Source organism: Streptomyces sp. ICBB 8177, from assembly GCF_003144095.1.
Taxonomy (GTDB): domain Bacteria; phylum Actinomycetota; class Actinomycetes; order Streptomycetales; family Streptomycetaceae; genus Streptantibioticus_D.
Window position 1 is genome coordinate 1,645,075 of sequence record NZ_NSKH01000018.1, and the last position, 12,705, is coordinate 1,657,779.

General features: G+C 72.6%; 12 protein-coding genes. 9 read left to right on the forward strand and 3 right to left on the reverse strand.

Annotation, left to right across the window (positions count from 1 at the left end; translation table 11 throughout):
• The first annotated feature begins 2 nt into the window (after window positions 1-2).
• The 4 genes from CK485_RS15890 to CK485_RS15905 all read left to right on the forward strand — a co-directional run bounded on the left by CK485_RS15890 (window position 3) and on the right by CK485_RS15905 (window position 5,147).
• Complete coding sequence (locus CK485_RS15890; protein ID WP_109451144.1) at window positions 3-2,699, forward strand: FHA domain-containing protein; 2,697 nt, start codon at window positions 3-5, stop codon at window positions 2,697-2,699.
• A 198-nt stretch (window positions 2,700-2,897) separates the two neighbouring features.
• Window positions 2,898-4,046, forward strand: coding sequence for a GAF domain-containing sensor histidine kinase (locus CK485_RS15895; protein ID WP_109451146.1), 1,149 nt, complete (start codon window positions 2,898-2,900; stop codon window positions 4,044-4,046).
• Complete coding sequence (locus tag CK485_RS15900) at window positions 4,039-4,701, forward strand: response regulator transcription factor (protein ID WP_109451148.1); 663 nt, start codon at window positions 4,039-4,041, stop codon at window positions 4,699-4,701. The genes CK485_RS15895 and CK485_RS15900 overlap by 8 nt, the downstream gene beginning before the upstream one ends.
• Window positions 4,702-4,904: 203 nt before the next feature.
• Entirely contained in the window at window positions 4,905-5,147 is a 243-nt protein-coding gene (locus CK485_RS15905; protein ID WP_109451150.1) for a chaplin, read from the forward strand.
• Between the two features lie 202 nt (window positions 5,148-5,349).
• Here CK485_RS15905 and CK485_RS15910 read toward each other — a convergent pair whose 3' ends face one another.
• Window positions 5,350-6,141, reverse strand: a complete 792-nt coding sequence (locus CK485_RS15910; protein WP_109451152.1) for a hypothetical protein — start codon at window positions 6,139-6,141, stop codon at window positions 5,350-5,352.
• Between the two features lie 204 nt (window positions 6,142-6,345).
• Between CK485_RS15910 and CK485_RS15915 the strand changes: the two genes are divergently transcribed.
• From CK485_RS15915 to CK485_RS15925, 3 genes are all read left to right on the forward strand, one after another.
• Complete coding sequence (locus CK485_RS15915) at window positions 6,346-7,137, forward strand: ABC transporter ATP-binding protein (protein WP_109451154.1); 792 nt, start codon at window positions 6,346-6,348, stop codon at window positions 7,135-7,137.
• Window positions 7,138-7,227: 90 nt separating this feature from the next.
• Window positions 7,228-7,659 (forward strand): NfeD family protein, encoded by a 432-nt coding sequence (locus CK485_RS15920; protein WP_109451155.1) that lies wholly within the window; start codon window positions 7,228-7,230, stop codon window positions 7,657-7,659.
• A 142-nt stretch (window positions 7,660-7,801) separates the two neighbouring features.
• Window positions 7,802-8,764: an SPFH domain-containing protein gene (locus CK485_RS15925; RefSeq protein WP_109451157.1), complete on the forward strand. Its 963-nt coding sequence runs from the start codon at window positions 7,802-7,804 to the stop codon at window positions 8,762-8,764.
• Between the two features lie 44 nt (window positions 8,765-8,808).
• On the opposite strand, the gene CK485_RS15930 is transcribed toward CK485_RS15925, so the two are convergent.
• Both CK485_RS15930 and CK485_RS15935 read right to left on the reverse strand, forming a co-directional pair.
• A complete protein-coding gene (locus CK485_RS15930) occupies window positions 8,809-9,330 on the reverse strand; it encodes an HNH endonuclease (RefSeq protein WP_109451159.1) in 522 nt (173 codons plus the stop codon).
• 377 nt (window positions 9,331-9,707) lie between these two features.
• Window positions 9,708-10,247 carry a YbhB/YbcL family Raf kinase inhibitor-like protein gene (locus tag CK485_RS15935; protein WP_109451161.1) on the reverse strand — a complete coding sequence of 180 codons (540 nt, stop codon included), beginning with the start codon at window positions 10,245-10,247 and terminating at the stop codon, window positions 9,708-9,710.
• 103 nt (window positions 10,248-10,350) lie between these two features.
• On the opposite strand from CK485_RS15935, the gene CK485_RS15940 reads away from it, so the two are divergent.
• Both CK485_RS15940 and tyrS read left to right on the forward strand, forming a co-directional pair.
• Window positions 10,351-10,998, forward strand: a complete 648-nt coding sequence (locus CK485_RS15940) for a DNA-3-methyladenine glycosylase (protein WP_109451163.1) — start codon at window positions 10,351-10,353, stop codon at window positions 10,996-10,998.
• Window positions 10,999-11,117: 119 nt separating this feature from the next.
• A complete protein-coding gene (gene tyrS, locus CK485_RS15945) occupies window positions 11,118-12,386 on the forward strand; it encodes a tyrosine--tRNA ligase (RefSeq protein ID WP_109451165.1) in 1,269 nt (422 codons plus the stop codon).
• Window positions 12,387-12,705: the final 319 nt, after the last annotated feature.

Genomic DNA, 12,705 nt, shown 5'->3' on the forward strand with positions numbered 1-12,705 from the left:
GCATGGGGGATTACTCGGGGGACAACCTTGTGGGGCATGGAGTGCCGGAACTCGTACTTGAACTGAACGGACAAACCTGGATGCTTGACGCGTCCAGGTCATACAGCCTGGGTCGTGACCCGCAGGGGGACATGGCGTTCGACGACGCCAGAGTCTCCTGGCGGCACGCCACCGTCCGCTGGGACGGCGGCGGTTGGGTGGTCCAGGACCTCGGCAGCACCAACGGCACCTACGCGCAGGGCCAACGCGTCCAGGAGGTGCGGGTCGGCCCGGGCTCCGCCGTGCACCTGGGCAACGCGACCGACGGCCCGCGCCTGGCGTTCAGCGCGCCCGCGCACGCCGCCCAGCCGGTCGCCGCCGACGCCGTCGCGGGCCACGCCGACGCCGCCCGCAGCAGGCCCGCGCAGCCGCACCAGGCGCAGGCGCCCGCGCAGTCCGCCCCGGCGGCCTGGGCGCAGCAGCTCCAGGACGGCGGACCCGCGCCGCACGCCCAGCAGCCGCCAGCGCAGCCGCAGTTCCCGCATCAGGCCGGCTGGAACCAGCCGCCCACGCAGGCCCGGCAGCCGCAGCCCGCCGCCCCGGCGCCGCACGCACAGCCCCAGGCGCCGCAGGCCGGGGCCGCGCAGGTGCCGAGTGCCGCGACTCCCGCGCAGCCCGCCGCCGGCCGCGCGCACAGCGACCGCAGCCCCACCACGTTCCACCACTTCGCGGCCGGCCGCGTCATGCGCATCGGCCGCGCGCTGGAGAACGAACTCGTCGTCTCCGACCTCCAGGTCTCGCGCCACCACGCCGAGTTCCACGCGCACCCCGACGGCCGCATGGAGATCGTCGACCTCGGCAGCCACAACGGCACGTACGTCAACGGCCAGCCGGTGCAGCGCCACCTCATCGGGCCGAACGACATCGTCGGCGTCGGCCACTCCACCTTCCGGCTGGTCGGCGACCGGCTGGAGGAGTTCGTCGACACCGGCGCCGTCTCGTTCTCCGCGCGGCGCCTGACCGTTCAGGTGCCGCAGGGCAACACCACCAAGACCATCCTCAAGGACGTCTCCTTCGGCGTCCCGGAGAAGTCGCTGATCGGCGTCATCGGCCCGTCCGGCTCCGGCAAGTCCACCCTGCTGCGCGCGCTCACCGGCTACCGCCCGGCGGACGTCGGCGAGGTGCTGTACGACAACCGCAACCTCTACAAGCAGTTCGCCGAACTGCGCCAGCGCATCGGCCTCGTTCCGCAGGACGACATCCTGCACAAGGAACTGACCGTGCGCACCGCGCTGAAGTACGCGGCCAAGCTGCGCTTCCCCGGCGACACCCACGCCACCGAGCGGCAGGCGCGCATCGACGAGGTCCTGCGCGAGCTCAAGCTCGACATCCACGCCGACAAGCGGATCACCTCGCTGTCCGGCGGCCAGCGCAAGCGCGTCTCGGTCGCCCTGGAACTGCTCACCAAGCCGTCGCTGATCTTCCTCGACGAGCCCACGTCGGGCCTCGACCCCGGCATGGACCGCGACGTGATGCAGCTGCTGCGCGGACTCGCCGACGACGGCCGCACGGTGCTGGTCGTCACCCACTCGGTGGCCGAACTCGCGCTGTGCGACCGGCTGCTGGTGATGGCGCCGGGCGGCTCGGTCGCCTACTTCGGGCCGCCGGACGAGGCACTCACCTTCTTCGGCTACGAGACCTGGGCCGACGTCTTCCAGGCGTTCGAGAACTACCGCGACTACGACTGGTCGGGCCGCTGGCGCGGTTCCCAGCACTACCAGCTGTACGCGGCCGACCTCGACGCCGCCCCCGCGCCGCAGGCCGCGCCCGCCGTGCCGCAGCAGATGCAGCAGATGTCCCGCCCGCAGAAGTCGCAGAGCTGGGGCTCCCAGCTGTGGACGCTGATCGCGCGCTACCTGTCGGTGATCGCCTCCGACCGCGGCTTCCTGGGTCTGATGGTCATCCTGCCCGCGGTGCTGGGCGTGGTGAGCGTCGTCATCCCGGCCAAGTACGGCCTGGGCTTCGGCCCGCCGCAGGCGCATTTGTTCAACAAGGACGCCGGCACCATCCTGATGATCCTCACGGTCGGCGCGTGCTTCTCCGGCGCCGCCAACTCGGTCCGTGAACTGATCAAGGAGCGCGTCATCTACGAACGCGAACGCGCGGTCGGCCTGTCGCGCTCCGCGTACCTGATGTCCAAGGTCATCGTGCTCGGCCTGATCACCGCGCTGCAGGGCGTCATCATCTGCGGCATCGGCTTCGCGCCCCGCACGATGCCCACCGAGGGCGTGATCCTGCACAACGCGCCCGCCGTCGAGATGACCGTCATGGTGATCGGGATCGGCTTCACCTCGATGATGGTCGGCCTGGTGATCTCCTCGCTGGTGAAGACCGCCGAGAAGACCATGCCGCTGCTGGTGATGTTCGCCATCGTGCAGGTCGTCTTCACCGGCATCCTCTTCCAGCTGTACGCCAAGCCCGGCATCGAGCAGGTCGCCTGGCTGATGCCGTCCCGCTGGGCGCTCGCCGGCCTGGCCACCACCGCGCAGCTCAACGTGCTGATGCCGTGGGACCCGACCAACCCCGACACCCTGTGGAAGCACTCCGCGGGCATCTGGTTCCTCGACCTGTTCGTACTGCTCGCGCTCGGTGTGATCTGCGGCTTCGCGGTCTCCCGGCTGCTGCGCAGGCACGAGCCGGAGGTCATGCGGGAGAAGTGAGCGAAGCGCGGGCCACCCGGCCCGCGCCGTCACGTCGCAACGAAGCGGCGGTCACCCGGAACGGGGGGCCGCCGCTTCGCGCAGGGCCTGCCTGTCGGGGCCGGTGGCCGGTGGTCCGCGGACCTAGGGCGCAGGGCCCGGGACCCGACCGGTCGTGCGGCCGATGCCGGCCCGCGTGCCCGCCGGTACGGTGAACACATGTCCACCCGGAGCGCGCGCGACCAGATCACCGCGGTGAGTTCCGCGGTGCTGGCGATGAGCCGCCACCGCGAGGTCCACGACGTGCTCCAGACCATCGTCGCCTCCGCGCGCGAGCTGCTGGACGCCCGGTACGCGGCGCTCGGCGTGCCCGACGACCACGGCGGCTTCGCCCAGTTCGTGGTGGACGGCGTCAGCGAGCGGCAGTGGAAGGAGATCGGGCCGCTGCCCCGGCAGCACGGCCTCCTCGCGGTGATGCTGCGCGAGGCCGCCCCGCAGCGGCTCGCCGACGTCCGCGAGGACCCGCGCTTCGAGGGCTGGCCCAAGGCGCACCCCGAGCTGTCGGACTTCCTCGGCGTGCCCATCGTGGACGGCGACGAGGTGCTCGGGGCGATCTTCCTCGCCAACAAGAACTGCCCGAAGCCGCAGGGCGGTTGCGGCTTCACCGAGGACGACGAGGCGCTGCTGCGGATCCTCGCCGCGCACGCCGCCCTCGCCCTCACCAACGCCCGCCTGCACGAACGCAGCCGGGAGCTGACCATCGCCGGCGAGCGGGCCCGGATCGCCCACGGGCTGCACGACGCCGTGGCGCAGAAGCTGTTCTCGCTGCGGCTGACCGCGCAGGCCGCCGCCGCGCTGGTGGACCGCGACCCGGCGCGCGCCAAGGGGGAGTTGCGGGAGGTGGCCCGGCTCGCCGCCGAGGCGGCCGACGAACTGCGCGCCGTCGTCGTGGAGTTGCGACCCGCCGCCCTCGACGAGGACGGCCTGGTCGCCACGCTGCGCGACCAGGTCGAGGTGCTCGACCGCGCCCACGCCGCCCGCATCGCCTTCGCCTCGCACGCGGTGCGGGCCCTGCCCGCCCAGCAGGAGGAGGCCGTGCTGCGGGTCGCCCAGGAAGCCCTGCACAACGCGCTGCGCCACTCCGGCGCGACCGGCGTGGACGTCCGCCTCGAAGGACGCGGCAGGGGAGCCGTGCTGCGGGTGCGCGACGACGGCCGCGGCTTCGACGCCTCGCGGGTGCGCCGGGCCGGCCGCCACCTGGGCCTGGTCTCGATGCGGGAGCGCGCGGCGGGCGTCGGCGGCAGACTCACCGTGGACTCGGCGCCCGGCCGGGGCACCCTGATCGAGATGGAGGTGCCGGGTGGCTGAGACCCGCCCGTCGGCCGCGAGCGCCATCAGGGTGCTGCTGGTCGACGACCACCAGGTCGTCCGCCGGGGCCTGCGCACCTTCCTGGAGGTGCAGCCCGACATCGAGGTCGTCGGCGAGGCGGCCGACGGCGAGGAAGGCGTCGCGCGGGCCCGGGAGCTGGGCCCCGACGTGATCCTCATGGACGTCAAGATGCCGGGCACCGACGGCATCACCGCGTTGCGCACCCTGCGCGACGAGGGCAGCAAGGCGCGGGTGCTGATCGTCACCAGCTTCACCGAGCGGCGCACGGTCGTCCCCGCGCTGCGGGCGGGCGCCTCGGGTTACGTCTACAAGGACATCGACCCCGACGCCCTGGCCGGCGCGATCCGTTCCGTGCACGCCGGACACGTGCTGCTCCAGCCGGAGGTGGCCGACGCGCTGCTGTCCCGGGAGGAGACGCCTGGCGGCACGGGCCGCGCCGGCACCCTCACCGACCGCGAGCGGGAGGTCCTGGGGCTCATCGCGGACGGGCGCTCCAACCGGGAGATCGCCCGCGCGCTGGTCCTGTCCGAGAAGACCGTGAAGACGCACGTGTCCAACATCCTGATGAAGCTCGACCTCGCCGACCGCACCCAGGCCGCGCTGTGGGCGGTCCGGCACGGCGTCGGCGGCTGAGCGGCGCCGGACCCCTGCCCGCGGGCCCGCCCGCAGGCCCTGCTCGGCCCCACCCGCCGAGCGGAACGTCGCCTTCCGGACTGAGATTCATACCGTCGTGTGTATGTAACCCGAATGGCGCAACCCAGCCGGGCCCCGCCCGTTCTTCATGGCGCGCTGCCCGCGACGTGCGGGGGCGCATCACGCCAGAAGGGTCATACGAAGTGAAGAACCTGAAGAAGGTCGCCGTCGTCACCGCCGTAGCGGGGGGCCTTGCCGTCGCCGGTGCCGGTGTCGCCTCCGCCCACAGCGCGGACGCCCACGGTGTCGCCGTCAAGTCGCCGGGCGTGGCCTCGGGCAACCTGGTCCAGGTCCCCGTGCACGTCCCGGTCAACGTGGTGGGCAACACCGTCAGCGTGATCGGTCTGCTGAACCCGGCGTTCGGCAACCACGGCCTCAACTACTGAGCCGGTACCGGACCGAGCACGCCGTCCCCGGCCCCGGGCACGTCGCCCGGGGCCGGGGCGCAGCGCCGTAGCCCGCCTTCGGCGGCGAGGGCGCCAACGTCTGTCGCGCCCCGACGGCACGCAGGGCCCCGTGGCATCACATGCCGCGGGGTCCTCTGCCGTCCGCGGTTCCGGCGCCCCGCCCGGCGCCCCTCGCGCCGCGTCAGCGCTCCCTGCGCCGCTCCGCCTCCTCCACGTACGCGTTGTACGCCGCCACCTGCGCCCGGCGCGCGGTCCGCTCCACCGGGCGCAGCAGTTCCGCGCGGGCCGCGATCTCGGACGCGCTGACCGCCGAGCCGTGCTCCGTCCCGGTCGCGATCGACGTCAACGCGCCCACACGTTGCGCCAGTTCCAGCACCCGCACCGCCCGCGCCGGATACCCCGGCGCCAGCACCTCGCGCCCGCGCTCCGCCCGCGCCCGGTACGCGTCCAGCGCCGCCTGCGCCGCCGGGCCCGCGCCCGCCACGTCGAGCCGGGACAGCGCCGCCGTCGCGTCCCGCATCGCCTCCGCGAGTTCGCGTTCCGCCTCACCCAGCGACGGCACGTCCGCCGGGGGAGCGTCCCGCACCTCGGCGCACCGCCACACCACCTCGACGTGCGTGTCCCCGCGCGGCCCCGCCCGCGTCACCTCGGGCACCAGGCCCAGCGGCTCACCGGTCCCCACCACCGCCTCGCCCGCCGCCAGCGCCCGCGCGTTGAACTCCGGCGGGCCACTCAGCCCCAGCGGATGCCCCGGCACCGGCAGCGCCAGCCGCAGCCCCGACACCCCCAGTGCCCGCAGCCGCCCGAGCCCGTAGGTCAGCCCGACCGGCGCGTCCTCCCCGGGCAGATCCGCGATCCGGTGCGCCGTGTCCCCGGCGGTGATCTCCTGCGCCGCGTCGTCCGGGGAGACAAAACCCCCAAGTAGGGCGTTTCCCCATGCCGTCATGCGTCCTGAGCGAGGTTCCTGAAGCATCCACCCAGCCTATGGACTGGACCGCCCGGCGTGTGGCGTAGGTTTTCCCTCGGGGCCCGCCGACCGGGCCGTCCACGTCCGGCCGGAACGCGGACCGCCGCCGGCACGTCGTACATGGCGTACGAGCCGTACGTGCCGTACAAGACGTCGCACCGTCGAACGACGAAACGCAGGACATGAAGAGGCAGGGGAGACAACGCGCTCATGAGCGATGTGCTGGAGCTGGTGGACGTATCGGTGGTCCGCGACGGACGGGCTCTGGTGGACCAGGTCTCCTGGTCGGTCGCCGAGGGCGAGCGGTGGGTGATCCTCGGCCCCAACGGCGCAGGTAAGACCACCCTGCTCAACGTGGCGTCCAGCTACCTCTACCCGACGTCGGGCACCGCCGCGATCCTCGGCGAGAAGCTCGGCGGCGTCGACGTCTTCGAACTGCGCCCGCGCATCGGCGTCGCCGGCGCCGCCATGGCCGAGAAGATGCCGCGCCGCCAGACCGTCCTGGAGACCGTGCTCACCGCCGCTTACGGCATGACCGCGCACTGGCGCGAGAGCTACGAGGAGTCCGACGAGCAGCGCGCCCGCCTGATCCTCGACCGCCTGGGGATGTCGGAGTACGCCGACCGCCGCTTCGGCACCCTCTCCGAGGGTGAGCGCAAGCGCACCCTGATCGCCCGCGCCATCATGACCGACCCCGAGCTGCTCCTGCTGGACGAGCCCGCCGCGGGCCTCGACCTGGGCGGACGCGAGGACCTGGTGCGCCGCCTGGGCCGACTGGCCCGCGATCCCATCGCCCCCTCGATGATCATGGTCACTCACCACGTCGAGGAGATCGCGCCCGGCTTCACCCACGTCCTGATGATCCGTCAGGGCAAGGTGGTCGCGGCCGGCCCGATCGACCTGGAACTGACCAGCCGCAACCTCTCGCACTGCTTCGGCCTGCCGCTCGTCGTCGAACGGCACGGCGACCGCTGGACCGCCCAGGGCCTGCCGCTCGCGTAACCCCCGCCCGCCGTCGGCGTGACGCGTCCCCGGCCCGCCTCGCCCCGGCCCCCGGCCGCGGCCTGTCGCACCCCACGCGCCAGCCCTACCATGGGAGTTGTGAACGCATGGGTGTGGTGGCTCGCCGCCGCCGGGGCGCTGGGCATCCCGCTGGTGATCACCGCGATGCCCGAGTTCGGGATGTGCGCGATCGGTGCCGCGAGCGCCGCCGTGATCTGCGGCTTCGGCGGCTCAATCGTGCTCCAGGTGCTGGTGTTCGCCGTGGTCTCGGTCGCCCTGGTCGCCGTCGTCCGCGTCGTCGCCAACCGGCAGAGTGCCACCGCCCCCGGCCTGCGCACCGGCGTCGAGGCCCTCAAGGGCCGTCAGGCCGTCGTCGTCGAAAGGGTCGACGGCCGCACCGGACGCGTCAAACTGGGCGGTGAGATCTGGTCGGCCCGCTCGCTCGACACCGCCCGGGTCTACGAGGCCGGGCAGGAGGTGGACGTGGTCGACATCGAGGGAGCGACCGCGGTGGTCCTGTGACCCCGCCGCGCACCGGCGTACCCCGGCCCGAACCACCGTGCGCCCTCGGTCAATTCACCGAAGCCGGAGCGCGCACCCCCGGCCGTCTGACAGACTTGATCATCAAACGTTCGTACCGCGGCGCGTGGCACGGGGAGTGGTCGTGACACCCATCATCATCGTCCTGGTGATCCTGGTGATCCTGGTCTTCATCGCACTCATCAAGACGGTCCAGGTGATCCCACAGGCCAGCGCCGCCATCGTCGAGCGGTTCGGCCGCTACACCCGCACCCTCAGCGCGGGCCTCAACATCGTGGTCCCGTTCATCGACCGCATCCGCAACCGCATCGACCTGCGCGAGCAGGTCGTGCCGTTTCCGCCGCAGCCGGTGATCACCCAGGACAACCTGGTCGTCAACATCGACACCGTCATCTACTACCAGGTCACCGACGCCCGCGCCGCCACCTACGAGGTCGCCAGCTACATCCAGGCGATCGAGCAGCTCACCGTCACCACCCTGCGCAACATCATCGGCGGCATGGACCTGGAACGGACCCTGACCTCCCGCGAGGAGATCAACGCCGCACTGCGCGGCGTCCTCGACGAGGCCACCGGCAAGTGGGGCATCCGCGTCAACCGCGTCGAGCTCAAGGCGATCGAGCCGCCCACCTCCATCCAGGACTCGATGGAGAAGCAGATGCGCGCCGACCGTGACAAGCGCGCCGCGATCCTCACCGCCGAGGGCATCAGGCAGTCCCAGATCCTCACCGCGGAAGGTGAGAAGGCCTCCGCGGTGCTGCGCGCCGAGGGTGATGCCAAGGCCGCCGCCCTGCGCGCCGAAGGCGAGGCGCAGGCCATCCGCACCGTCTTCGAGTCCATCCACGCGGGCGACCCCGACCAGAAGCTGCTGGCCTACCAGTACCTCCAGATGCTGCCGAAGATCGCCGAGGGCGACGCCAACAAGCTCTGGATCGTCCCCAGCGAACTCGGCGACGCCCTCAAGGGCCTCGGCGGCGCCATCGGCAACTTCGCCCCGCCCGGCGGCGGCAACGCCACCTCCGCGGGCAACGGCACGGCCAAGACCGTCCCCCCGCGCCGTGAGGCCCCGGGCATCGAGAACGACTGACGCCCAGGGGCCTCGCGTACGGGGGTTCGCGCGTGGCCCCGGCCTTACGCGATCCGCGCGGGGGCGGACGCGGGAAGCCACTGCGGCAGCCCGCTCGCCCCGTCCCGCATCCCCAGCGCCAGCAGCAGCGCGTCCGCCGGGGTGGGCTCGAACGGCCGGGTCAGCAGCCGCATCCCCGCCTGCTCCGGCGTCCGGTCCGCCTTGCGGGTGTTGTCGTCCGCGCACGCCGCCACGGTGTTCAGCCAGGTGTCCTGACCGCCCCGCGACCTCGGCAGGACGTGGTCCACGGTGGTCGCCCTGCGCCCGCAGTACGCGCACCGGTGCCGGTCACGCACCAGCACGCCCCGCCGCGACCACGGCGCCCGTTGTCGGAACGGCACCCGCACGTATCTGCGGAGCCTGATCACCTGCGGCACCGGCACCTCGACCGCCGCGGCACGGATCCGCAGCCCGGGATGCGCCTGCTCGACGACCGCCTTGTCCCGCATCACCAGCACCACCGCACGCCGCAACGACACCGTCGACAACGGCTCGAAACTCGCGTTGAGCACCAACGTCTCGCGCATCCCACCCACCTCCGCCGGGTCCCGCCCCGCCGCGCGGCGAGGTGGCACCCACTGTGGTCCGCGACTGTCCGGCCCGACAACGCAATTTCCGCCTAGCCCAAGGCCGTTGACCCGGCCCTGAAAACGCCGAACGCCCCGGGTGTCCGTCCCCCGTCGAAACGACTGGACACCCGGGGCGCTTGGCGACCGGCGCGGTCACCGGAGGCGGTCTTCAGGGCCGCGCCCCGGCTCCGGCGGACGGCACGGCGAAACGCCGGCACACCCCCGCCACTGCGGTGCCGATCGCCCGGTGACCGAAGCCACCCGGCGCCCACCACTGTGCGCGCCCGGCCGTACGGCCCGCAATCGGATTTCCCGCGGCACGGGGCGGGCGCACGTCAGCCCTCGGCGGGCTCGCCGTACTCCGCGACCAGCTGGGCGCGGCCCAGCGTGTGGAACCGCAGGTTGAAGCCGACCACCGCCGGGGTCGCGTCCGCGTCAGGGCCCAGCTTGTCGGTGTCCACCGCGTAGACGGTGAAGACGTACCGGTGCGGCTCGTCCCCGGGCGGCGGCGCGGCACCGCCGAAATCCCGCGTCCCGTAGTCGTTGCGCACCTGCACGGCCCCCGCCGGCAGCCCCTTGAAGTCGCCCGACCCGGCGCCCGCCGGAAGCTCGGTGACGTCCGCGGGGATGTCGAAGACCATCCAGTGCCAGAAGCCGCTGCCGGTCGGCGCGTCCGGGTCGTAGCAACTCACCGCGAAGCTCCTGGTCCCCGCAGGGAAGCCCGCCCAGCGCAGGTGCGGCGAGGTGTTGCCCTTCGCGAAGACGTGCGCGTCACCCAGCGTCCCGCCGTCCCGTACGTCGTCGCTCACCACGGTGAACGACGCCACCGGAGGGTGGAAGTCGTGGGGGAGCGGCGGCCTGTTGTGCTCGGTCACTGACTACCTCCTGGCCAGAAGTTGTTGCCCCGGTCACCCTAGAACCCCCGGCCCCGCCCGCGCCGTCAGCGCTTGTCCGAGTCGCCCGCTACGCTCGTACGACATGATCACCGCCCCGGGGCCGCTGGACGGCACACCGCTCGACCGCTCCTTCTTCGACCGCCCGGTGCTGGACGTCGCGCCCGACCTGCTCGGCCGCGTCCTGGTGCGCGAGACCGACGACGGCCCGATCGCCCTGCGGCTCACCGAGGTCGAGGCCTACGCGGGCCCGGCCGACCCCGGGTCCCACGCCTACCGGGGCAGGACCGCCCGCAACGCCGTCATGTTCGGCCCGCCGGGATACGTCTACGTCTACTTCACGTACGGCATGTGGCACTGCATGAACCTGGTCTGCGGCCCGCCCGGCACCGCGAGCGCCGTCCTGCTGCGCGCCGGCGAGATCACCGAGGGCGCCGAACTGGCCCGCAAGCGCCGCGGCACCTCACGGCGGGACAGCGATCTCGCCCAGGGCCCGGCCCGTCTCGCCACCGCCCTCGGCGTCGACCGCGCGCTCAACGGCGCCGACGCCTGCCCGCCGCGACCCGAGCCGTTCCGCATGCTGACCGGCGCCCCGGCCGACCCCGACACCGTACGCAACGGCCCGCGCACCGGCGTCGGCGGCGAAGGGGCCGCCCACCCCTGGCGCTTCTGGATCGACGGCGACCCCACCGTGAGCCCCTACCGCGCCCACGTGCCCCGGCGCCGCCGCTGAGAACCGGGAGGACCGCCAACAACTGGGAAGACCACGGGGCCCGGGACCGCGTACCCTCAAACACGCTGCGTGGACGCCACGACAGCCCGAGCAACGCGACACGAGGAGACACGAAGACCGTGACGGACATCGTCGACGAGCTGAGGTGGCGCGGGCTGATCGCCCAGTCCACCGACGAGGACGCATTGCGCAAGGCGTTCGCGGACGGCCCGGTCACGGTCTATTGCGGCTTCGACCCGACCGCGCCCAGCCTCCACCTCGGCAACCTGGTGCAGATCCTCACCATCCGCCGCCTCCAGCAGGCGGGCCACCGGCCGCTGGCACTGGTCGGCGGGGCCACCGGGCTGATCGGCGACCCCAAGCCCACCTCCGAGCGCACCCTGAACGACGAGGACGTCGTCGCCGGCTGGGTCGAGCGGATCCGCGGCCAGATCGAGCCCTACCTCTCCTTCGAGGGCCCGAACGCCGCCGTCATGGTCAACAACCTGGACTGGACGTCCGGCATGTCCGCGATCAGTCTGCTGCGCGACGTCGGCAAGTACTTCCGGGTCAACAACATGATCGCCAAGGAGGCGGTCGCCCGCCGGCTCAACTCGGACGCGGGCATCAGCTACACCGAGTTCAGCTACCAGGTCCTGCAGGGCATGGACTTCCTGGAGCTGTACCGGCGCCACGGCTGCACCCTCCAGACCGGCGGCAGCGACCAGTGGGGCAACCTCACCGCGGGCACCGACCTCATCCGCAAGGCCGAGGGCGCCTCGGTGCACGCGCTGGCCACCCCCCTGATCACCAAGGCGGACGGCACCAAGTTCGGCAAGACCGAGTCCGGCACGGTGTGGCTCGACCCGGAGATGACCACGCCGTACGCCTTCTACCAGTTCTGGCTGAACGCGGACGACCGGGACGTCGCCAAGTTCCTGCGCATCTTCAGCTTCCGCTCGCGCGAGGAGATCGAGGAGCTCGACCGCCTCACCGAGGAGCGCCCGCAGGCCCGCGCCGCCCAGCGCGCGCTGGCCGAGGAACTGACCACGCTGGTGCACGGCGCCGACCAGACCGCGGCGGTCGTCGCGGCGTCCAGGGCGCTGTTCGGCCAGGGCGAGCTGACCGACCTCGACGCGCCGACCCTGGCGGCGGCACTCGCGGAGCTGCCGCACGCCCGGGTGACCGAGCTGGCCCCGGTCGCCGACCTGCTCGCGCAGGTCGGCCTGGTCGCCAGCAAGTCCGCGGCACGGCGCACCATCAAGGAGGGCGGCGCCTACGTGAACAACGTCAAGGTCGCGACCGAGGACGAGGTCCCGTCGGCGGACGCCCTGCTGCACGGTCGCTGGCTGGTGCTGCGCAGGGGCAAGAAGAACCTGGCGGCCGTCGAGCTGGTGGCCGGCGCCTGACGGCGTCACGCTTCTGACCAGGGGGTTCGGGGTCCAGCCGAGCCCCTTCGGGAGAACGCGGGGAAGAGGGCGGGCGGGGGCTTGACTCCGGCCCGCCCGACCCCTAACGTAGTCCGAGTCGCTGGAAACGGGCGAGCCGTCCGACATGGCCATCAGGCCAGTCGCAGACCCCCCGGGAAGGCGGCCAAACCACTACTGAACGGCCTTCCTCACCGGATGTGTTTCGGCTTGCCCGGAATCGCATTCGACCGGCTCGATTATGAGTCGGCGGGGAAATCCGCTAAAGTAGTGGACACGCCGGAAGGCGCGAAACAAAATC

Excerpts from the sequence above, each read along its gene's own strand:
- CK485_RS15940 (WP_109451163.1), top strand. The coding sequence starts at position 10,351 with ATGATCACCGCCCCGGGGCCGCTGGACGGCACACCGCTCGACCGCTCC.
- CK485_RS15920 (WP_109451155.1), top strand. The coding sequence starts at position 7,228 with ATGGGAGTTGTGAACGCATGGGTGTGGTGGCTCGCCGCCGCCGGGGCG.
- CK485_RS15915 (WP_109451154.1), top strand. The coding sequence starts at position 6,346 with ATGAGCGATGTGCTGGAGCTGGTGGACGTATCGGTGGTCCGCGACGGA.
- CK485_RS15895 (WP_109451146.1), top strand. The coding sequence starts at position 2,898 with ATGTCCACCCGGAGCGCGCGCGACCAGATCACCGCGGTGAGTTCCGCG.
- CK485_RS15890 (WP_109451144.1), top strand. The coding sequence starts at position 3 with ATGGGGGATTACTCGGGGGACAACCTTGTGGGGCATGGAGTGCCGGAA.
- CK485_RS15930 (WP_109451159.1), bottom strand. The coding sequence starts at position 9,330 with ATGCGCGAGACGTTGGTGCTCAACGCGAGTTTCGAGCCGTTGTCGACG.
- CK485_RS15910 (WP_109451152.1), bottom strand. The coding sequence starts at position 6,141 with ATGCTTCAGGAACCTCGCTCAGGACGCATGACGGCATGGGGAAACGCC.